General features: G+C 69.8%; 19 protein-coding genes. 14 read left to right on the top strand and 5 right to left on the bottom strand.

Features of this window, described 5'->3' with window-relative positions; all coding sequences use genetic code 11:
* Window positions 1-30: 30 nt before the first annotated feature.
* Complete coding sequence (locus C7416_RS03100) at window positions 31-870, top strand: SDR family NAD(P)-dependent oxidoreductase (RefSeq protein ID WP_111517057.1); 840 nt, start codon at window positions 31-33, stop codon at window positions 868-870.
* Between the two features lie 5 nt (window positions 871-875).
* On the opposite strand, the gene C7416_RS03095 is transcribed toward C7416_RS03100, so the two are convergent.
* Together C7416_RS03095 and C7416_RS03090 are read right to left on the bottom strand one after the other, a co-directional pair.
* Entirely contained in the window at window positions 876-1,718 is an 843-nt protein-coding gene (locus C7416_RS03095; protein ID WP_111517056.1) for a BON domain-containing protein, read from the bottom strand.
* Between the two features lie 195 nt (window positions 1,719-1,913).
* A complete protein-coding gene (locus tag C7416_RS03090; protein ID WP_111517055.1) occupies window positions 1,914-2,117 on the bottom strand; it encodes a hypothetical protein in 204 nt (67 codons plus the stop codon).
* A 309-nt stretch (window positions 2,118-2,426) separates the two neighbouring features.
* Between C7416_RS03090 and flhC the strand changes: the two genes are divergently transcribed.
* The 3 genes from flhC (at window position 2,427) to C7416_RS03075 (ending at window position 4,760) form a co-directional block, all read left to right on the top strand.
* Window positions 2,427-3,032 carry a flagellar transcriptional regulator FlhC gene (flhC, locus tag C7416_RS03085; protein WP_373425127.1) on the top strand — a complete coding sequence of 202 codons (606 nt, stop codon included), beginning with the start codon at window positions 2,427-2,429 and terminating at the stop codon, window positions 3,030-3,032.
* A 112-nt stretch (window positions 3,033-3,144) separates the two neighbouring features.
* Complete coding sequence (locus tag C7416_RS03080; protein WP_111517053.1) at window positions 3,145-3,525, top strand: hypothetical protein; 381 nt, start codon at window positions 3,145-3,147, stop codon at window positions 3,523-3,525.
* A gap of 356 nt (window positions 3,526-3,881) precedes the next feature.
* Window positions 3,882-4,760: a lipid A biosynthesis lauroyl acyltransferase gene (locus C7416_RS03075; protein WP_111517052.1), complete on the top strand. Its 879-nt coding sequence runs from the start codon at window positions 3,882-3,884 to the stop codon at window positions 4,758-4,760.
* A gap of 5 nt (window positions 4,761-4,765) precedes the next feature.
* On the opposite strand, the gene C7416_RS03070 is transcribed toward C7416_RS03075, so the two are convergent.
* Entirely contained in the window at window positions 4,766-5,602 is an 837-nt protein-coding gene (locus tag C7416_RS03070; RefSeq protein ID WP_111517051.1) for an IclR family transcriptional regulator, read from the bottom strand.
* 106 nt (window positions 5,603-5,708) lie between these two features.
* Here C7416_RS03070 and C7416_RS03065 point away from each other — a divergent pair, with 106 nt between their 5' ends.
* From C7416_RS03065 to C7416_RS03050, 4 genes are all read left to right on the top strand, one after another.
* Window positions 5,709-6,479 (top strand): enoyl-CoA hydratase/isomerase family protein, encoded by a 771-nt coding sequence (locus C7416_RS03065; RefSeq protein ID WP_111517050.1) that lies wholly within the window; start codon window positions 5,709-5,711, stop codon window positions 6,477-6,479.
* Window positions 6,480-6,490: 11 nt separating this feature from the next.
* Window positions 6,491-7,684: a CaiB/BaiF CoA transferase family protein gene (locus tag C7416_RS03060; RefSeq protein ID WP_111517049.1), complete on the top strand. Its 1,194-nt coding sequence runs from the start codon at window positions 6,491-6,493 to the stop codon at window positions 7,682-7,684.
* 18 nt (window positions 7,685-7,702) lie between these two features.
* The gene (locus tag C7416_RS03055; protein ID WP_111517048.1) at window positions 7,703-8,869 is read left to right on the top strand and encodes an acyl-CoA dehydrogenase family protein; all 1,167 of its coding nucleotides are present in this window, start codon (window positions 7,703-7,705) and stop codon (window positions 8,867-8,869) included.
* Between the two features lie 62 nt (window positions 8,870-8,931).
* Complete coding sequence (locus C7416_RS03050; protein ID WP_111517047.1) at window positions 8,932-9,933, top strand: tripartite tricarboxylate transporter substrate binding protein; 1,002 nt, start codon at window positions 8,932-8,934, stop codon at window positions 9,931-9,933.
* A gap of 10 nt (window positions 9,934-9,943) precedes the next feature.
* On the opposite strand, the gene C7416_RS03045 is transcribed toward C7416_RS03050, so the two are convergent.
* Window positions 9,944-10,837 carry a LysR family transcriptional regulator gene (locus C7416_RS03045; RefSeq protein ID WP_111517046.1) on the bottom strand — a complete coding sequence of 298 codons (894 nt, stop codon included), beginning with the start codon at window positions 10,835-10,837 and terminating at the stop codon, window positions 9,944-9,946.
* A gap of 134 nt (window positions 10,838-10,971) precedes the next feature.
* On the opposite strand from C7416_RS03045, the gene C7416_RS03040 reads away from it, so the two are divergent.
* From C7416_RS03040 to C7416_RS03025, 4 genes are all read left to right on the top strand, one after another.
* On the top strand, window positions 10,972-12,525 hold the full coding sequence (locus tag C7416_RS03040) for an acyl-CoA synthetase (protein ID WP_111517045.1): 1,554 nt from the start codon (window positions 10,972-10,974) through the stop codon (window positions 12,523-12,525).
* A gap of 24 nt (window positions 12,526-12,549) precedes the next feature.
* Window positions 12,550-13,731, top strand: coding sequence for an acyl-CoA dehydrogenase family protein (locus C7416_RS03035; RefSeq protein WP_111517044.1), 1,182 nt, complete (start codon window positions 12,550-12,552; stop codon window positions 13,729-13,731).
* Window positions 13,732-13,808: 77 nt separating this feature from the next.
* Window positions 13,809-14,801 (top strand): tripartite tricarboxylate transporter substrate binding protein, encoded by a 993-nt coding sequence (locus C7416_RS03030; RefSeq protein WP_111517043.1) that lies wholly within the window; start codon window positions 13,809-13,811, stop codon window positions 14,799-14,801.
* Between the two features lie 80 nt (window positions 14,802-14,881).
* Window positions 14,882-15,976, top strand: a complete 1,095-nt coding sequence (locus C7416_RS03025) for a CaiB/BaiF CoA transferase family protein (RefSeq protein ID WP_111517042.1) — start codon at window positions 14,882-14,884, stop codon at window positions 15,974-15,976.
* A 114-nt stretch (window positions 15,977-16,090) separates the two neighbouring features.
* Here the strand turns inward: C7416_RS03025 and C7416_RS03020 are convergent, their stop codons facing one another.
* On the bottom strand, window positions 16,091-16,333 hold the full coding sequence (locus tag C7416_RS03020) for a hypothetical protein (RefSeq protein WP_010812795.1): 243 nt from the start codon (window positions 16,331-16,333) through the stop codon (window positions 16,091-16,093).
* A 200-nt stretch (window positions 16,334-16,533) separates the two neighbouring features.
* Here C7416_RS03020 and C7416_RS03015 point away from each other — a divergent pair, with 200 nt between their 5' ends.
* Both C7416_RS03015 and C7416_RS03010 read left to right on the top strand, forming a co-directional pair.
* Window positions 16,534-17,487, top strand: a complete 954-nt coding sequence (locus C7416_RS03015; RefSeq protein WP_111517041.1) for an alpha/beta hydrolase — start codon at window positions 16,534-16,536, stop codon at window positions 17,485-17,487.
* A 44-nt stretch (window positions 17,488-17,531) separates the two neighbouring features.
* Window positions 17,532-19,640, top strand: a complete 2,109-nt coding sequence (locus C7416_RS03010; RefSeq protein WP_111517485.1) for a penicillin-binding protein 1A — start codon at window positions 17,532-17,534, stop codon at window positions 19,638-19,640.
* Window positions 19,641-19,648 lie beyond the last annotated feature (8 nt).

Raw genomic sequence — 19,648 nt, 5'->3', positions numbered from 1 at the left:
AAAACTCGCCACAAACCCCAAGGAGATACGGTGCCTGACACTTCGCCTGGCCGTACCGGCCTGCTTGCCGTCGTCACCGGGGCGTCTTCCGGCATCGGCTACGAGTTGGCGCGCTGTTGCGCGCGGCACGGCTATGACCTGTTGATTGCAGCGGACGAGCCGCAGATCGAGGTCGCCGCCAGGCAATTGCGCGACGAGGGCACTGACGTGACGGCACTGCTGGCGGACCTGTCCACGCCCGACGGCGTCGAACAGGTCTGCGCCGCGCTTGGTAGCCGCCGCGTCGACGTGCTGTGCGCCAACGCCGGCCGCGGCCTGGGCCACGCCTTCCTGGACCAGGACTTCGCGGCAATCCAGCGCGTGGTGGAGACCAACGTGACCGGCACCCTGCACCTGCTGCACCGGGTCGGGCAGATCATGCGCGCCCAGCATGAGGGGCGCATCCTGATCACGGGATCGATCGCCGGCTTCGTCCCCGGCACCTGCCAGGCCGTGTACAACGCGACCAAGGCTTTCCTGGATTCCTTCTCCTACGCGCTGCGGCACGAGCTGCAGCACACCGGCGTGTCGGTCACCTGCCTGATGCCGGGCGCCACCGAAACCGACTTCTTCGAACGCGCGGACCTGCTCGATACCCGCCTCGGCCAGCAGAAAAAGGCCGATCCCGCCGAGGTGGCGCGGGTCGGCTTCGATGCCATGATGCGCGGCGAGGGCGAGGTGGTGCCGGGGTGGCAGAACAAGCTGCGCGCCGCCATTGCCATGGTGACGCCCGCCGACGTGCTGGCCGAGCAGCATCGCCGCATGGCGGAGCCGCAGGACGCGTCGGGGAGCGCCCCGGCAGCGCCGGCGGACAAGCCGCCGGCGCCGTAACTGCATCAGCCCATGCGCGTGGTGCCGCCGGTGCTGTCGCGTCCCTGGCCGGGACCGCCGCTGCCGGTTTCCATGCCCCCGCCATAGCTGCTGGCGCTGGAGCCGGTGGCACTGCCGGAACTGCTGACGCCGCTGACGCGCCCCTGGCCGGAGCCACCGGACTGCCCGCCGGACTGCCCGCCAGACTGCGCCCCCTCGGTGATCCCCGACACGCCGAACGCGCCCGGCGCGCCCAGGCGCACCGCGTTATGGATTTCCTGCACGCCGAAGACATCGTCGACGATGTCCTCGATGCAGTACTTCTGGCGCCGGTCGCGCACGTTGCCGGTCAGGCGCACCACGCCGCCCTGCACTTCGACTTCCACGTCGCGCACATCGACATGGCGCGCGTGCGCGAGCCGTTCGCAGATGTCCTCGCGGATGCGCTCGTCGCTGCGCTGGTAGCCCTTGGGGCCAACGCGGTCGCGCCCGCGGGGCATGTCGCGCGACGCAGTGCCGCGGCTGCCGCCCCCGCTGTCGCCCCATTCGTCGCGCACCTCGCTGCCGCGGCGCCAGGCTTCATCCTCTTCCCATGGCGGGCGCCGCGAAGAGGTTTCCCAGACGCGCTGCGCCGGGCTGGAGCGGCCGCCGTAGTAGCCGGACTCGCGCACGTCGCTGTCGTGCCGCTGGCGGCCTTCATAGCGGCCTTCGCCGTAGTCGCGCGCGGGGCCGCCGCGCTGGCCATAGCGCCCCTCACCGTAGCCGCGCGGGTCGTTGCCGCGCGGGTCGTCGCGATCGCGGCGGGATTCATCGGCGTCGCGGTCCTCGCGCCACCAGGAGCCGCCGCCTTCATTTCGGAACGGATGCATCGCTGTCTCCAAGGGTTGAGCTTCCGGCGCGGCCCGGCGGCCGCGCAGCCAGTCACCGGGGCGCAAGTTCCATACCATTGACGGGCATGGAAGTCGGCACGCATGCCGCGCGCCCCGCACCAAAGCAAAGGCGGGCGCCACCGGTAAAGGGCGCCCGCCGTTGTCACGCAATCGGGTTGCCGCGGGGTTGCCTCGTCACGCGGCCAGGGGAGTGAGGCCGTGCGGGGCATCGTCCTCGTCTTCGTGCACGATCAGCACCACACCGCGCCGCTTGGCCGCGGCCATGCCGATGTTGACGGCGACGTCGCGGTCGTCGCACTGGACCAGGCCCTTGCGCGCGCTTTCGACCGTCAGTTCCCAGCCCTGCGCGGTCTGCCTGATCAGGAAGTTTGCAGCCATGGGTTGCTCCCTGTCGTTGGTGTTCTTGCAGCGTAGCCCATGGGCGGAACCGTTAAATCGGCGTCTGTCCGATAGCGTGTGGGCGCTTCTCCTACAGTCGCCGTGGATGGCGCGCCGGACACCGACAAATTGCGCCAACAACAGACCCGGGCAAATTTGATGCTGTCGATCGTGGAATTGCGATTGTTGACAAGAATCACGGATATAAGCGCGCAGCGATCGAAGAATCGTCCTCCATCACGCAAAGCCGGATCCGCGGCACGTAGGCGGACAGCGCCGCACTGTGTCACGCCCCGGCAGGAGGAGACCATGGACACAACCCCCGTCGCCGCCGTCGGCGGCCCCGCTGCGGCAGCTTCCCGGCCTTTACCTGTGCCTGCCCCCGCCCGCAAAAGCGTGCTGGACGACCTGGAGCAAACCCGGCTCGCGATCGAGATGATCGGCCTGGGGGCGCGCCTGCAGGTGCTGGAGGCGGAGGTGTCGCTGCCGCGCGAGCGGCTGGCCCGCCTGTACAAGGAGCTTTGCGGGGCGTCCCCGCCCAAGGGCATGCTGCCGTTCTCGACCGACTGGTTCCTGGGCTGGCGCCCCAACGCCCATGCCTCGATGCTGCTCGGCGCCTACCGCTACATGATCCGAGCCGGCCACCTGGACGGCATCCGCGCCACCCTGGCCGGCTTCCGCATGTATCGCGAGCACCTGAGCGTCACCGGCGAGGCCGCGCAGCTCAGCTTTACCCGCGCCTGGATGCTAGTGCGCTTCTACGAGCGCGGCATGCTGCAGCTGGCGCGCTGCCAGTGCTGTCGCGGCGAGTTCGTGGTGTGCGCCCACGATGCGCGCCAGCGCTACACCTGCGGCCTGTGCCAGCCGCCGGCACGCGCGGGCAAGTGCCGCAAATCCGGACCCGCCGGCGCATGAGCGCCGGTGCCGCACCGGCCCATTGTCTGCTGCCGCACAGTCCGGCCACCCGCACGCTTCCATGATGGATGCACCAGACCACCCCGCCCCCGGCGCATCCGGAGCCTCGCCCATGTTCAAGATCCCCATGCTCGGCAAGATGCTGGGCACACCCGCGCCCGAGGCCGGCGGCAAGGCCCGCGCCGAGCCGCCGCCGGCGCCGTCCGCTGCCGGCGCGCCGCGCAAGGGCATGCCGGAACAGCTTGCGCAGAACCTCAAGACCCAGGGCGACGCCATGATCCAGTACGGCGCCCGGCTGCTGGTGATGCGCGAGATGCTGTGCGCCATGGCGGTGGCGCTGCCGCCCGATGCGCGCGCCAGCGCCCAGCGGCAGTTCCGGCAGCGCATCGACCAGTTGCTGTCGCTGACCGACGACCATGTGCTGCCGGCCGAATTCCACACGGCGCTGCTGGCCGAGGTCAATTACTACCTCGGCGAGCTGAAGCAACGCTGACGGCACCGCGCCCTGCGCGTTGCCCCGGGCGGTTTTTTGCTGCCAGGCCGCGCCGTGTCCGCACTAGCCGCTCGCTATCGTGCGCTGTGAGGTTGCGCAACCGTCATCTGTTGCCGGTTTGATACCGGTCGTAACGGCCATTCCTGGCCCCCTGCCATCGTGCTACAGTGCGCCCTCAGCACAAAGCTGCGTAGCGACGCATAGCGCACTCCAGCGGCCCGTCACCCGGCGCCGCAGGGATGGCGCACCAGCGTAGCGCGCGCTTGCCGCTTGCCACCCTTTGGCGCCGAACCATTGCCGTGCAGCGGCCTGTCCGTGGGTCCGCCCCGACCGTCGCTGCCGCCCCCAGGATCTTCATGACGCACCAGCTCCAGGCTGCGCTCACCATCGCAGCCTTCAAGCTCTTTGCCGCCTTGCCCTACGGCGTGACCGCCCGCCTGGGCGACGCCCTCGGCAGGCTGCTGTACCGCATCCCCAGCCGCCGCCGGCGCATCGTCCATACCAACCTGGCGCTGTGCTTCCCGGACATGGATCCGGGCGAGCGCGAGCGGCTGGCGCGCGACCACTTCGGCCATGTGCTGCGCAGCTACCTGGAGCGCGGCGTGCAGTGGTTCGGCAACGCCGAGCGGCTGGGCAAGCTGGTCGAGCTCGATTCGCGCATCGACCTGGCCTCGTGCGCGGAGCATCCGACCATCTTCATGGGCTTTCATTTCGTCGGCATCGAAGCCGGCTGCATGTTCTATTCGATGCGCCACCCGGTGGCATCGCTGTACACGCGCATGTCGAGCCCGCTGCTGGAGCAGATCTCGCGCACCCAGCGCGGGCGCTTCGGCGCCGAGATGATCCCGCGCAACGGCAGCGGCAAGCAGGTGGTGCGCACGCTGCGCGCCGGCTGCCCGGTGATGCTGGCGGCGGACATGGACTTCGGCATCAACGATTCGGTGTTCGTGCCGTTCTTCGGCGTGCCGGCGTGCACGCTGACCTCGGCCTCGCGCCTGGCCAGCATGACCGGCGCGCGCGTGGTGCCGTTCACCACCGAAGTGCTGCCCGACTACCGCGGCTACCGGCTGCGCGTGTTCGACCCGCTCGAAGGCTTTCCCTCCGGCAGCGTCGAAGAGGACTCGCGCCGCATGAACGCCTTCCTCGAAACCCAGATCGCCACCATGCCGGAGCAGTATTACTGGATCCACCGGCGCTTCAAGAACCGGCCGGAAGGCATGCCGTCGGTGTACTGACGCGGCTAGCCGGCGGCGCGCCGCCAGGCTTGCTGGATCTCGGCCACCAGCCGCGTCAGCTGCGCGGCATGGCGCGCGTGGTCGCGGCGACGCTCGGTTTCGCTGAACGGGTAGCTGATGTTGAGCCCGTACAGCTGCTGGTCCGGACCCGAGAAGGCCGCGCCCACGGCCAGCAGATGCCCCGGCTGGTAGGCCGCGGTGCAATGGCCGTGCCGCTGAGCCTGCGCGATGCCGCGCAGCACGCGCGCGCGCATGCCCGGCCAGGCCGCCCCCTGGCGGACGGCGATGCCGGCCAGCAGGTCCCTGCGCACCTCCTCCGGCTGCGCCGCCAGCCATGACAGGCCGATCGCCGTCAGTTCCATCGGCACGCGCGAGCCCGGCACCACCCGGCGCGTGCGCGACACGCTGTCGCGGCTGTGCCGGATCGACGCCAGGTACACCATCTCCAGATGGTCCCCCACCGCCAGCCCCACGTTGACCTTGCCGGCCTCGGCCACCTTGCGCATCAGCGGCAGCGCAATTTCCGGCGCGCGGCTGGACTGGTGGAAGGCATCGGCCAGGCTCAGCACCACCGGCGCCAGCCGGTAGGCGCGCTCGTTGACGTCGTAGCGCAGGAAGCCGGCATCGACCAGCGAGCGCGTCAGCCGGCTGACGGTCGGGCGCGGCAGGCCGCTGCGCGCGGCCAGTTCCGCATTGGTCAGGCTGGTGGTGCCGACGCGGAAGGCGCGCAGCAGCGCCAGCCCGCGCTCCAGCGACTGGCTGCCCGCGGTGTCCCGGGTAAAGCGGCCGGTCCGATGGGTCACGCTGCGCGTGGAGTCCGGCGGCGGGATGGCGTCAGGCATCGCTGTCAATTTCAATAAGTGAAATTCGAGTATAGCGGCGCGGCGGCACCGCGCGAATACTGTGGGCACGCGGCCCCGAGCCGGCCGACCCCACAGGAGCCCCCGCATGTCATCCGCTGCCGAGATCCACGTCACCCGCGACGGCCACGTGGCCCGCGTGGTGCTGTCCCGCCCGCCGCACAACTTTGTCGATGCCGAGGTGATGCGGCGCCTGGCCGATACCCTGCTGGCGCTCGACCACGACCACCACTGCCGCGCCATCGTGCTGGCCTCGGGCGTCGGCGCGTTCTGCGCCGGCGCCGACTTCAGCGGCACCGGCCAGGGTGAAGTCGCCAGCGACCCCGCCGCCTTCTATGTGCATGCGATGAAGCTGTACCGCAACCGCAAGCCCATCGTCGCCGCGGTCGCGGGCGCCGCCATCGGCGCGGGGCTCGGGCTGGCGCTGGTGGCGGATTTCCGCGTGACCTGCGCCGAGGCGCGCTTCAGCGCCAACTTCAACCGACTGGGCTTCCACCCGGGTTTCGGCCTGAGCCTGACGCTGCCGCGCTTGGTGGGCGAGCAGCAGGCAGCGCTGCTGTTCTACACCGGCCGGCGCATCACCGGGACCGAGGCAGTCAGCATCGGCCTGGCCGACGAGCTGGTCGCCCGGGACGAGGTCGATGCCCGTGCCATGGCGCTGGCGCAGGAGATCGCTGCCTCGGCCCCGCTCGCAGTGGAAACCACGCGCGCCACGCTGCGCGACGGGCTGGCCGACCGCATTGCCGAGATCAACCAGCGCGAGCTGGCGATCCAGCGCGGACAGTTCCGCAGCGAGGATTTCCGCGAGGGCGTCGCCGCCATGGCCGCGCGCCGCGCCCCCGTGTTCCAGCGCCGTTGAGGGAGGGATCGATGAGCGAAGTAGACAAGCGCGCGCTGCCGGCCGGCCCGCTCGACGGCATCCGCGTGCTCGACCTGACCGCGGTCGTGCTCGGCCCGCTGGCGACGCAGGTGCTGGCCGATTTCGGCGCCGACGTGATCAAGGTCGAAGGGCCCGAGGGCGACCTGATGCGCGCCAATGGCGTGTCGCAGCATGCCGGCATGAGTTCGATCTACCTGGCGCTGAACCGCAACAAACGCTCGGTCGTGCTCGACCTGAAGACCGCCGAGGGCGCGGCGGCGCTGCGCGGCCTGATTGCCGGCGCCGACGTGCTGGTGCACAACATGCGCGTCGCCGCGATCGAGCGGCTGGGCTTCGGCTACGCCGAGGTGGCGCGCATCAACCCGCGCATCATCTATTGCCTGGCCACCGGCTTCGGCCAGGACGGCCCGCACCGCGACAAGCCGGCCTTCGACGACATCATCCAGGCCGGCTGCGGCCTGGTCGCGCTGGGCTCTGCAGGCGGCGAGCGCCCGGAATACGTGCCCAGCCTGCTCGCCGACAAGACCACCGGGCTGGCGCTGGCCAATGCCGTGCTGGCCGCGCTGCTGTACCGCGAGCGCCACGGCGTGGGGCAGCTGGTCGAGGTGCCGATGCTCGAAACCATGACCGCCTTCGTGATGACCGAGCACCTGGGCGGCCTGACCTTCGACCCGCCACCGGCCGGCGCCGGCTACGCCCGCCTGCTGCAGGGCGGGCGGCGCCCCGCGCCGACCCGCGACGGCTGGATCTGCGCGCTGCCCTACACCGAGCGCCACTGGCAGGCCTTCTTCCGCGCGGTGGGCCGCGGCGACCTGGCCGAGCGCTACGACGTGGCCGACCGCGCGCAGCGCAACGCCAATATCCGCGCGCTGTACGGCCACCTGGCGGAGCTGACGCCGGCGCGCAGCACGGAAGAATGGATGCTGCTGTTCGAGTCGCTCGACATTCCCGCCACGCCCATCTACGGCCTCGATGCGCTGGTCGACCATCCGCACCTGCGCGCGGTCGGCCTGTTCCAGCAAACGCAGCACCCTACCGAGGGCCGCTTGCGTGAACTGCGCCCAGCGGCGCGCTTCTCGGCCACGCCGCTGTCGCTGCGCCGCCATGCGCCGGCGCTGGGCGAGCACACCGACGAGGTCCTGCGCGAACTGGCCATCGCCCAGGAAGCGCGCCAACCCCGATAAACCACCGAGAAGACCGTCATGCATTTTGAACTCGACCAAGAACACCGCATGCTCAAGGACCTGGTCGCGCGTTTCGTGCGCGAGCAGCTGATCCCGCTGGAACCCACGGTACTGGCGCGCGAAGCCGCTGGCGGCCAGATGGCGCTGCTGCCCGAAGAGCAGGCGCGCCTGGACGCGATGTCGCGCGAACTGGGCCTGTGGGGCCTGGATGCCCCGGCCGAGCTGGGCGGCTCGGACCTGCCGACGGTGGCGATGGTGGGCGTCAACGAAGAACTCGGCAAGACCATCACCCCCTATGACCTGCCGCCGGATTCGCCCAACCTGCGCATGCTGATGCTGACCGCGAGCGCGGCCCAGCGCGAGCGCTACCTGGCCCCGTATGCGCGCGGCGAGACCGTGTCGGCGATCGCCATCTCGGAACCGGGCGCCGGCGGCGATCCGGCCATGATGGCCACGCGCGCCGAGCGCGATGGCGACCACTGGGTGCTGAACGGGCGCAAGATCTGGATCAGCCGCGCGGCGCGCGCCGACTGGACCATCGTCATGGCCGTGACCGACAAGGCCCGTGGCGCGCGCGGCGGCATCTCGGCGTTTATCGTCGAGCGCGGCACGCCGGGCCTGCGGGTCGAGCGGCGCATCCCGATGATCGGCGGCGCGTCGACCTATGAAGTGGTGCTGGAAGACTGCCGCATCCCCGCCACGCAACTGCTCGGCGCCGAGGGACAGGGCTTCGCGCCGATGCAGGCGCGGCTGTCGACGCGGCGCGTGCAGATGGCGGCCTGGTGCATCGGCCGCGCCCAGCGCGCGCTGGACATGATCTGCGAGTACGCCCCGCAGCGCCAGACCTTCGGCGCGCCGCTGGCGCAGCGCCAGGCGATCCAGTGGTGGGTGGCCGACGCCGCCACGCGCATCCACGCCTGCCGGCTGATGACCTACGAAGCCGCCACCCGCATTGACGCCGGGGAAGAAGCACGCACGCAGGTGTCGATGATCAAGGTGTTCGCCACCGAAATGGCCTGGGACGTGATCGACCAGGCCATGCAGACCTTCGGCGCGATGGGCATGACCAAGGAGCTGCCGCTGCAGCAGATGGCCAACGAGACCCGGCTGATGCGCATCTACGAAGGCCCCAGCGAAGTGCACCGCTGGGTCATTGCGCGCGACCTGCTGGGCCTGCGCCGCTAGGCCCGCATCGATCCCTTGCACCGGCGGAGACACGCCGGGCATTCCACCGTCAGGAGACCGCCATGCAACAGGCTTTCCGTTCCCGTCGCCGCTTCCTGGGACTCTTTCCGGCCGCACTGGCGCTGCTGGGCGCAGCGACGCCGCCGGCAGCGCGCGCGGCCGATGCCGACACCTTTCCGGCCCGGCCGATCCGCTTCATCGTGCCCTTCCCGTCGGGCAGCGGCACTGACACCACCGCACGCATGTTTGCCAAGAAAATCGGCGAGCTGACCGGCCAGGGCGTGGTGGTCGAAAACAAGCCCGGCGGCAACGGCTTTATCGGCGTGCAGACCGCGCTGAACGCGCCGGCCGACGGCTACACCGTCTTTATCGGCAGCAATTCCACGCTGTCGACCAATGCCGCCACCTTCCGCAAGCTGCCGTATGACCCGTTGACGGACTTTGCGCCGATCACGCTGCTGTCGCGCGGGCCGTGCGTGATCATCGTGCCGGCCGGCTCGCCCTACCGTACGCTGTCCGAGCTGCTGGATGACGCGCGCAAGCGTCCCGGCGCGCTGAACTACGGCACGGGCTCGATCTCGTACACGCTCTATTCGGAATGGCTCAACGAGCTGGCCCGCATCAAGACCACGGCGGTGCCATACAAGGGCGCCGGCGATGCCATCAATGGCGTGATGGCGGCCAATGTCGATTTCGCGGTGGTCGATGCCACAGGCGCAATCGAGCTGGCCCGTGGCGGCAAGGTGCGCGCGCTGGCCTACACCGCGCCGCAGCGCTCGCCGCTGCTGCCGGACGTGCCGTCCATCGTCGAGGCCGGCCTGCCGGATTTCCTGGCCTACAACTGGGTCGCGGCAGCGGTATCGGCCAGGACGCCGGCGGCGGTGGTGAAGCGGCTGCAGGACCTGTTCATGCAGGCCGGCAATGCCGCGGATGTGCGCGACTACTACACGCGCCAGTCGACCAAACTGATCTTGTCGTCCCCGGCCGAGATGCGGCAATACCAGAAGGACGAGATCGAGCGCTGGAAGCGGCTCGCAGCGGTGGCGAAGATCCCGCTGCAGTAAGCGCGCCCGGCTAGCCGCTGTGCTCGCGCAGCAGCACCGTCAGCCGCTGCGCCAGCGGCGACAGGTAGGCACCTTCGCGCGTGACCACGCCGATGCGCCGGCGCAGGTCCAGTTCCTCCACGCCCAGCGGCAGCACGCGCAGGCCGCGCTGCATGGCGTCGCCGGCGGCATTGGCGATGCTCAGCATCTGCGTGCCCTGCATCAGCGCGAACAGCGAGCTGCTGCCGAAGTCGATCTCGATGCGCGGCTGCGGCTCCGGCAGGCCACGCTGGCGGAACGCCGCGTCGACCTGCTGGCGCAGCGTGATATGCCGTTCGGGCAGCAGCCATTCCTGGTCGGCGAGGTCGGCCAGGCGCAGCTTGCGCCGCCGCAGCAGCGCGTGGCCCTGGTCGGCCACCACCACCAGCCGGTCGTCGAAGAGCGGCTGCACCGCGAAGGTCGCGGCCAGCGCGCCGGACGGGGTCGGTGCCACGGCCATGTCCAGCTCCCCGGCCGCGAGCAGGTCCAGCAAGTCGCGCGCGAGCCGGCGGCGCAGCCGCAGACGCGCCACCGGGCGCTCGCGCACCAGCTGCTGGCACGCGCCCAGGATCACATCGCCCGGTATCGACGGTGAATAGCCTACGCGCAGGACGCCCTGTTCGCCGGTACGGATGCCCAGCATCTCCTTGAGGCCGTCCTGGTACTCCAGCTGGATGCGCCGCGCGCGCTCGAGGAACCGGGTGCCGGCGTAGGTCGCGGCGATGCCGTTGGCGGTGCGCTCGAACAGCGGCAGCCCCGCCTGCGATTCCACCCGTTGCACTGCCTTGGTCAGCGCCGGCTGGCTGATCCCCAGCGCCTCGGCGGCGCGACCGATGCCCCCGTGCGCCGCCACGGCGAGGATGTATTCGATATCCCGCGTCTCCATTGCCTCACATTCCCGGCGGTTATGGCTTTATAGCCAATGCGTCATTGTGGTGATGCCCGCCATCTTACAGACTACAGCGCACGAGCACACCACCGAGCGTGCAGCAACATCACTCAGCCTTTACCGGAGACAGCATGGGTTTCGCGTATTTCCTGCGCCGCGCCGCGCGTTACTGGGGCGACCTGCCCGCCATCCTCTACCAGGACCAGGTGGTGACCTATCGCCAGCTCGACCAACGCTCGACGCGGCTGGCCAATGCGCTGCTGGCGCTGGGCCTGCGTCCCGGCGACCGGGTCGCGGTGCAGTCGCGCAACCGGCCCGAACTGGTGGAACTGGAATGCGCGCTGTACAAGGCCGGCCTGGTCAAGGCCGCGCTCAACCCCCGCTTTACCGCGGCCGAGGCCAGCGACGTGGTCGAGAACTGCACCCCGCGCGTGCTGATCGCGGGCCCGGGCTATACCGGCTATGACCGCTCCACGGCCGGCTTCGGCAGCATCGAGACCTTTATCGCCATCGGCGCGGCGCCCGCCGGCTACGTCGAATACGAAGCGCTGCTGGCCAACGCCGGCACCACCGCACCCGACATCACCCCGGCGGCCGACGACCTCGCCGTGCTGCATTTCTCGTCGGGCTCCACCGGCAAGATCAAGGCCGCCATGCAGAGCTACGGCAACCGCATGGCGGCGCTGCGCAAGGTAGTGTCCGGCATGGACCGCCCCGCCCGCCCCGGCGACCGGCTGGCGCTGATCGGCCCGGTCACGCACGCCTCCGGCATGCTGATGCAGCCCTACCTGTATGTAGGCGCGACGCTGGTGCTGTTCGAGAAATTCGAGCCGGCGCACTTCCTGGCCGAAGTCGCGCGGCTGCGCATCACCCATGTGTTCATGGTGCCGGCCATGATCAATATGCTGCTGGCCGAGCCCACGCTGGCGCAGGCCGACTTGTCGAGCCTGAAGACGCTGGCCTACGGCGCCGCGCCGATGGCGCCGGCGCGCATCCGCGAGGCCTGGGAACGCATTGGCCCGATCCTGTCGCAGGGCTATGGCGCCAGCGAATCGACCTCTGGCGTCACGCGGCTGTCCACCAGCGACCATGCCGATGCCATCGCCAACCATCCCGAGCGCCTGGCCTCATGCGGCCGCGCGCTGGGCGAGACCGAAGTGCGCGTGGTCGACGAGCACGGCAAGGAAGTGGCGGTGGGCGAGATCGGCGAACTGGTGATCCGCGGCGACGACGTGTTCCACGGCTACTGGAACGCGCCCGATCTGACGCGCGAGACCCTGGTCGACGGCTGGCTGCACACCGGCGACATGGCGCGCGTGGACGAGGCCGGCTACCTGTACCTGGTCGACCGCAAGAAGGACATGATCATTTCCGGCGGCTTCAACGTCTACCCGACCGAGGTCGAGGCCACGCTGTACCAGCACCCCGACGTGCTCGAGGCCTGCGTTATCAGCGTGCCCGACGACACCTGGGGCGAAAGCGTCAAGGCCGTGGTCACGCTGCGCCCCGGGCGCGAGGCCACCGCGCAGCAGCTGATCGCGCACTGCCGCGAGCGCATCGCCGACTACAAGTCGCCGCGCTCGGTCGATTTTGTCGCCGAGCTGCCCAAGAACGCCAGCGGCAAGCTGGCCCGCAAGATCGTGCGCGAACGCTACTGGCAAGGCGTCGGACGCCGCGTCAACTGAACCCGCCGCACCGAGGAAACTGCCATGTTCGACCACCTGACCAACCCCGTCCTGCTGGAAACCCGCGCCGGCATCCGCCGCTTTATCGATGAGGAGCTGCGCCCGCTGGAACAGGAACTCGGCCTGGGATCCGAGGACCCGTGGCCGCGCGAGACCCTGCGCCAGGTCTGGCGCCGCTCCAGTGAGCTGGGCTTCTACGCCGCCTGCCTGCCCACCGCGCTCGGCGGCAAGGGCCTGAACATCCAGGAGCAATGCGCGCTCAAGGCCGACCTGGCCGCGAGCGGCTCGACCCTGGCAGCGCACGTGCTGGGCGACCTGGGCGGCCCGCCGCGCGTGGGCAACATGCTGAAGTACGCCACGCCCGGGCAGCTCGAGCGGTATTTCAAGCCGGTGATCCGCGGCGAGAAATCGACCTGCTTCGCATTGACGGAAACGCATTCCGGTTCCGATGCGCAGAGCATCAAGACCTCGGCCGTGGCCGACGGCGACGAGCTGGTCATCAACGGCGGCAAGCACTACATCAGCGGCGCGCCGTTTGCCGACTTCGCCATCGTCATGTGCGTGACCGACGCCACCGCCGCGCCGCCGGCCATCACTGCGGTGCTGGTCGACCTGGACCTGCCCGGCGTGACGGTGACCAACGAGTATGTGCCGATGTCCGGCCAGCATATCGACGGCGATATCCGCTTCGACAACGTGCGCGTGCCGCGCGCCAACATCTTCGGCGGCGAAGGCAACGGCTTCAAGCTGGGCATGTCGCGCATCAACGTGAACCGCCTGCTGCACTGCCCCAGCATGCTGGGGCTGGCCATGCGGGCCTATCAGTCGTCGGTGGAATATGCCGGCCAGCGCCGCCAGTTCGGCGGCCCGATCGCGCGCTTCCAGGCAATCCAGCACATGCTGGCCGACATGGCCGCGGCGCTGTGGGCCTGCGAAAGCATGATCGCGCACACCGCCGCGCTGGCCGACGCCGGCGCCGACCTGCGCATGAAGGCCGCGGCGTGCAAGCTGTTCATCTCGGAGCGCTGCTTCGAGGTGGCCGACAAGGCCGTGCAGATCCACGGCAATGTCGGCGTCACGCGCGGCCATCCGGTCGAGCAGACCTTCCGCAAGCTGCGCATGTTCCGCATCTTCACCGGCACCAGCGAGATCCAGCGCAACACTATCGCGCGGGCTATCCTCGAACCGCTGCAACAGAATGCCTGACCGTGCCGGCGGCGCGGTCGCCGCCGGCATCCGGATCCCGGCCACAGCACAATACGACAAGACCACGGAGACCAAGCATGAACCGCCGAAACTGGCTTGCCACCGCCGGCGCCGCCGCGCTGGGCAGCCTGCTGCTGCCGGCCCGCGCCGCCAGCGCCGCATCCTCTTACCCCAGCCGCCCGATCCGGCTGATCGTGCCGTTTATCGCCGGCAGCACGCCGGACAACACCGCGCGCACGCTGTCGGCAGAGCTGGGCAAGAAGCTCGGCCAGCCGCTGGTGGTCGAGAACATGCCCGGCGCCGGCGGCATCATCGGCGCCGGCGCACTGCGCCGCGCCGCGCCCGATGGCTACACGCTGGGCATCCTGGCCAACTCGCACGTCATCAACGTGCACATGTACCGCAAGATGCCGTACGACCCGACCCATGACTTCACGCCGATCACGGCGTTGTCGGGCGGGCCGTCGGCGCTGGTGGTGCCGCTGTCCTCGCCCTACAAGAGCGCGGCCGAGCTGGTCGCGGCGATGAAGAAAGAGCCGGGCAAGTTCAACTACGGCTCCGGCGGCAAGGGCAGCATTGCCCATCTGGCCGTGGAAACCATGCTGCACCAGACCGGCTGCGACGCGGTGCATATTCCCTACAAGGGCGCGCCGGAGATCATCACCTCGATGCTGACCGGGCAGACCCAGTTCGGCATGCCGGTGCTGGGCACCGCGACCCAGTACGTGCGCAACAACCAGGTCAGGGTGCTGGCCGTCACCGCCGCCGCCCGCTCCCCGTACTTCCCCGACGTGCCGACCATGGCCGAAGCGCTGCCACCCGGTTTTGTCATCGACAACTGGAGCGGCCTGTTCGCGCCGGCCAACTTCCCCGCCGAGCTGGCGCAGAAGCTGCACGCCGCGGTGCGCACGCTGCAGAGCGCCGGCGTGTTCGACGCCCAGCTCAAGGCCAATGCCGGCGAACTGCGCCGCAGCGCGTCGCCGGCGCAGTTCGGCACCATGGTGGCCAGCGACAACGCGCGCTATGCCGACCTGATGAAGTCGATCGGCATGACCGGCGACCTGGGCTGATACCGCTGGACTGCTCCCTGCGCCGCACGCCATTCCGCGCGTGCGGCGCTTGTGTTTTCCCCTTTCCCCGGAGGCTCCGCATGAAGCCAGCATGGTCTTGCCTGAACGACGTCACCATCCTCGACGTCAGCCAGTTGCTGCCCGGCCCGCACGCCTGCAGCCTGCTGCGCCAGCTTGGCGCGGAGGTGATCAAGGTCGAGCAGCCGGGCAGCGGCGACACCGCGCGCCAACTGGGCGCGCATGTGTATGCGCAGTTCAATCGCGGCAAGCGCTCGGTGGCGCTGGACCTGAAATCGGACGCCGGCCGCGCGGCGTTCCTGGACCTGGTGCGCGATGCCGACGCGGTGGTCGAAGGCTTCCGCCCCGGCGTGATGGCGCGACTGGGCTTGGGCTATGACGCGCTGGCGGCGGTCAATCCGGCCATCGTGCTGTGCTCCGTCTCCGGCTTCGGCCAGACCGGGCCGTACGCCAGCCACGCGGGGCATGACCTGAACTACCTGGCGCTGGCGGGATACTGGGCCACGCCGGTGCAGGTGCACGATGCGGTCGCGCGCCCGCGCGTGCGGGTGTCGGATTACGCAGCGTCGGGCTACGCCGCGTTATCGCTGGCCGTGGCGATCATGAGCGCGCGGCAGCACGGACAGGGACAGCATCTAGATGTGTCGATCCACGATGCCGTGCTGTCGTGGACCGCCCATGGCGCCTGGACGGCGCGCGCGCACGAGGCCTCGCCCCATGCATCATCCACCGTGATGCCGGAAAACGACCTGTTCGAAACTCGCGACGGACGGCACCTGGCAATGGGCATCCTGGAGAACAAGTTCTGGGACAACCTGTGCGCGGCGCTGGGCGACGCGTTCCCGGCCCTGCGCGATCCGCGCTTCGCCACGCGCGCCGGGCGCGGTGGGCACAAGGTGGAGGTCAATGACCTGCTGGCGGCGGTGTTCCGCACGCGCGACCTGGCGGCATGGGGGGACTTCTTTGCCCCGCTCGATATCCCGTTCTCGCCGGTGCTGGGGGCTGGCGAGCTGTTCGAGGATGCGCATGTGCGGGCACGCGAGGTGGTGCGGCGGGTTGAGGGCGGGATTGCGGTGAGATTTCCGGTGAAGTTCTCGTTGGGGTTGCCGGATGGGGATGATTTTGTGGCAGAGGTGGGGCAACACAATCCGCGGTAGCGGCGTCATGCCGTTGCGCTCGTCGTTCCCGCGAAGGCGGGAACCCAGTGACTTTGAAAGACGCTGGATTCCCGCCTTCGCGGGAATGACGAGGGTATTTTTGTCCGCGGCGCCTCAGCGTTTCTCGTCGAGCAGGTCGTTCAGGATCTCGTCGAAGGTCGCCTGCGCGTCCTCCAGGGCCTGCAGCGCAGCGTCGAAGGTCTGCAGCGCGAGTTTCGACGGCTTGCCGCTGCCCTGCGGCGGATAGTGAGCCTGCAGCGCGGTGAAGGCGACCTGCACCTGCCGCGTGGCCGCAACCACGCGTTCCATGGCCTGCGCCTCTTCGGCGCGGTATTGCTCGTGTTTCTGTTCGCTCATGCCGGTTGGCTCCCTTGGCTCCCTTGAAGGCGCGTCGTCTCGGTGGGGTGCGCGCGCCCGAATGAGGCATATCGTACAAGAACTGCGCGGGCCGGCTTGCGCCGCGGCCACGCCGCCGGCAAAAATAAGGTAGGCTGCGCGGCTGGGCGGCAAGGCCGGCGCACACGCGCCACGCCTGGCCGCGGCCACTGACGAATGCCATGCCACTGACCACCCGCCGCGCGCTGGCGGCCGCGCTGATGACCGCCAGCGGCTTCGCCTGCTACTGGACCTACCTGACGCTGAACCAGGACCGGCTGCTGTTCGACGCGCGCCGGCGCCCCCCGCGCGACCTGCCCGACGGCATCATCGGCTATTCGCACCTGATCCCGGGCGGCGTGGTGCGGGGCTATATCTACCACGCGCCCGGCGACGCCGTGCGCGACCTGCTGTTCTACCTGCCTGGCCGCGGCGAAGATGTGCTGGAAACGCTGCAATATGCGCGCTGGCTGCCTGCCGGCATGGGCTTCGCCACCTACGATTACCGCGGCCTGGGCCACTCCGACGGGCGCCCGTCCGAGGGCGCGGCGGTAGCCGACGCGAGCCAGTTCCTGCTGCATGTGCGGCGCGTGTTTCCGGACGCGCACGTGCACGTGGTGGGCCGCAGCCTGGGCACCGGCGTGGCGATCCAGCTGGCCGACCTGCAGGATTTCGAGAGCCTGCAGCTGATCACCCCCTACGACTCGCTGCTCGAGCTGGTGCGCAAGCGCTTTCCGCTGGTGCCGCTGCGCCAGCTGATGCGCCACCACTTCGACTCGATCTCGCATTGCAAAAAGGTCGTGCAGAGCACCAAGGTCCTGCTGGCCGCCACCGACGAAGTGGTGCCGCATGCCTGCTCGGAACGGCTGATGGCGGCCTGGCCCGGCCCGGTGGCGCTGCAGACCGTGCCGGATACCGATCACTTCACCATCATCGAACGCGAGGAAACCTGGTTGTCGCTGTGCGAATTCGCGCGCCAGCACAGCCAGGCGCGCCTGCGCGTGGCCGCGGTCCAGCCGGAGCCGCAGCCAGCACCGCGGCCGGTATCGCCGGAAGTCTCGCCGGATGTCTCGCCACCGCAGCCGGACGACCATGACGAGCTGGGCAATCCGCTGCCGCTGGCGGCCAACCGCTGAGCGGGCTGCCGGGTCGGTCATTTGCAGCAGGTAAAATGCGGCCCATGAAAAAATTCGCAGTCAAGGCAGGCGGCGCCGCACTGGCGCTGGCTGCCGCCGGTGCCTTGCTGGCCGGTTTTGCCGCCGTGGTCAGCCTGCGGCAGCTTCCTCCCGTCGATGCGCTGCGCGACTACCGGCCCGATGTGCCGCTGCGCATCTACACCAGCGATAACGTCCAGATCGGCGAGTTCGGCAGCGAGCACCGCGAGTTCATTCCCTTCGAGCAGATCCCGCGACAAATGGTGCAGGCCCTGCTCGCGGCCGAGGACGACCAGTTCTACCAGCACCAGGGCATCGACATCCCCGGCGTATTCCGCGCCGCGCTGGCCAACCTGGGCCAGGGCTACGCGCAGGGCGCTTCCACTATCACCATGCAGGTGGCGCGCGCCTTCTACCTGTCGCGCGAGAAGACGCTGGCGCGCAAATGGTACGAGATGCTGCTGGCCTGGCGCATCGACCACGCGCTGCCCAAGGACCGCATCCTCGAGCTGTATATGAACCAGGTCTACCTGGGCGAGCATGCCTATGGCTTCGGCAGCGCCGCGCACGCCTACTTCGGCAAGCCGCTGGCGTCGCTGTCGCTGGCCGAGACCGCGATGCTGGCGGGCCTGCCGAAGGCGCCTTCGGCGGTGAACCCGGTGGTCAATTTCGCGCGCGCCAAGCGGCGCCAGGAGTATGTGCTGGGGCGCATGCTGGCGCTGGGCATGATCAGCCAGGACGATTACCGCGAAGCCCGCGCCGCGCGCCTGGCCATCAGCGACGACAGTCCCGGCAGCTTTGCCGGCCATGCGGAGTACGTGGCCGAGCTGGCGCGCCAGCTCGCGCGCGAGCGCTTTGGCGACGAAGCCTACACGCGCGGCCTGAACGTCTACACCACGGTGTCGTCGGTGCGCCAGACCCTGGCCTACGATGCCGTGCACGGCGGACTGGAGCGCTACGCGCGCCGCCACCGCAAGTTCGTCAAGGACCTGTCGCAAGGGCCCCAGGCCGCGCTGGTGTCGCTCGACGCCGGCACCGGCGCGATCGAGGCCATGGTCGGCGGCGCCGATTTTGCCGCCAGCCGCTTCAACCACGCCACCCAGGCGCTGCGCCAGCCGGGCTCGACCTTCAAGCCCTTCGTCTATGCCGCGGCGCTGGAGCGCGGCGTGTCGCCCGGCACGCTGATCAACGACGCGCCGCTGCCGGCTGGTTCGCGCTGGCAGCCGTCCAACGACGACGGGCGCTTTGTCGGCCCCATCAGCGTGCGCCAGGCGCTGGCCGAATCGCGCAACCTGCCCGCGATCCGCACGCTGCAGGCGATCGGCATCCCGTATGCGGTGGAATTCGCCGGCCGCTTCGGCTTCTCACCCAGGCGGCTGCCGCGCTACCTGCCGCTGGCGTTGGGCACCGGCACCACCTCGCCGCTGCGCCTGGCCGCGGCCTATGGCGTGTTCGCCAACGGCGGCCACCGCGTCGAGCCCTACCTGATCGAGCGCATCACCGACAGCGACGGCAACGTGCTGTTCAGCGCCGCGCAGGACGCGCAGGAACGCGCCGCGCCGCCGCCGGTGATCAGCGCGCGCAACGCCTTCGTGATGGACAGCCTGCTGCGCAGCGTGGTCGACACCGGCACCGGCACCGGCGTGCGCCGCTACCTGCGCCGCGACGACGTGGCCGGCAAGACCGGCACCACCAACGACTCGGTCGATGGCTGGTTCGCCGGCTATGGCGGCGGCGTGGTCACGGTGGCGTGGATGGGCTATGACGACAACCGCAGCCTGGGCGAGCATGAGTTCGGCGCCACCACCGCGCTGCCGGTGTGGGCGGCCTACATGGAAGGCCGCCTGGCCGGCGTGCCGGAGGCCGGCATGCAGGCGCCCGCCGGCCTCGTGCAGGCGCGCGGCGACTGGATGTACGCGGAGAATGCCGACGGCAGCCAGGGCATCGCCGCGATCGGCTTTCCGCCCCCTGCGCCCGCCACGGCGCCGGCCAGCCTGCCCTTGACGGATCCGGTCGCAAGCAACCTCGACGGCACCTCCCAGGCGTCGCCAGCGGCTCCGGCGACACCCACCCCCGTGACCAGCGCGGCGCCAGCCGCCACCACGCCGGCAGCGCCTGCCGAGAATCCGCTGTAAACTCCCGG

The organism is Cupriavidus phytorum (assembly GCF_003254285.1).
In the GTDB taxonomy this organism is placed as follows: Bacteria; Pseudomonadota; Gammaproteobacteria; order Burkholderiales; family Burkholderiaceae; genus Cupriavidus; species Cupriavidus phytorum.
Note: the sequence above shows the minus strand (reverse complement) of the source record. Positions and strands in the feature narration are given on the sequence as shown.

Bases quoted from the DNA above. Each gene is read 5' to 3' on its own strand.
- C7416_RS03095 (WP_111517056.1), bottom strand. From the start codon at position 1,718: ATGCATCCGTTCCGAAATGAAGGCGGCGGCTCCTGGTGGCGCGAGGAC.
- C7416_RS03090 (WP_111517055.1), bottom strand. From the start codon at position 2,117: ATGGCTGCAAACTTCCTGATCAGGCAGACCGCGCAGGGCTGGGAACTG.
- flhC (WP_373425127.1), top strand. From the start codon at position 2,427: ATGGACACAACCCCCGTCGCCGCCGTCGGCGGCCCCGCTGCGGCAGCT.
- C7416_RS03080 (WP_111517053.1), top strand. From the start codon at position 3,145: ATGTTCAAGATCCCCATGCTCGGCAAGATGCTGGGCACACCCGCGCCC.
- C7416_RS03075 (WP_111517052.1), top strand. From the start codon at position 3,882: ATGACGCACCAGCTCCAGGCTGCGCTCACCATCGCAGCCTTCAAGCTC.
- C7416_RS03070 (WP_111517051.1), bottom strand. From the start codon at position 5,602: ATGCCTGACGCCATCCCGCCGCCGGACTCCACGCGCAGCGTGACCCAT.
- C7416_RS03065 (WP_111517050.1), top strand. From the start codon at position 5,709: ATGTCATCCGCTGCCGAGATCCACGTCACCCGCGACGGCCACGTGGCC.
- C7416_RS03060 (WP_111517049.1), top strand. From the start codon at position 6,491: ATGAGCGAAGTAGACAAGCGCGCGCTGCCGGCCGGCCCGCTCGACGGC.
- C7416_RS03055 (WP_111517048.1), top strand. From the start codon at position 7,703: ATGCATTTTGAACTCGACCAAGAACACCGCATGCTCAAGGACCTGGTC.
- C7416_RS03050 (WP_111517047.1), top strand. From the start codon at position 8,932: ATGCAACAGGCTTTCCGTTCCCGTCGCCGCTTCCTGGGACTCTTTCCG.
- C7416_RS03045 (WP_111517046.1), bottom strand. From the start codon at position 10,837: ATGGAGACGCGGGATATCGAATACATCCTCGCCGTGGCGGCGCACGGG.
- C7416_RS03040 (WP_111517045.1), top strand. From the start codon at position 10,972: ATGGGTTTCGCGTATTTCCTGCGCCGCGCCGCGCGTTACTGGGGCGAC.
- C7416_RS03035 (WP_111517044.1), top strand. From the start codon at position 12,550: ATGTTCGACCACCTGACCAACCCCGTCCTGCTGGAAACCCGCGCCGGC.
- C7416_RS03030 (WP_111517043.1), top strand. From the start codon at position 13,809: ATGAACCGCCGAAACTGGCTTGCCACCGCCGGCGCCGCCGCGCTGGGC.
- C7416_RS03025 (WP_111517042.1), top strand. From the start codon at position 14,882: ATGAAGCCAGCATGGTCTTGCCTGAACGACGTCACCATCCTCGACGTC.
- C7416_RS03020 (WP_010812795.1), bottom strand. From the start codon at position 16,333: ATGAGCGAACAGAAACACGAGCAATACCGCGCCGAAGAGGCGCAGGCC.
- C7416_RS03015 (WP_111517041.1), top strand. From the start codon at position 16,534: ATGCCACTGACCACCCGCCGCGCGCTGGCGGCCGCGCTGATGACCGCC.
- C7416_RS03010 (WP_111517485.1), top strand. From the start codon at position 17,532: ATGAAAAAATTCGCAGTCAAGGCAGGCGGCGCCGCACTGGCGCTGGCT.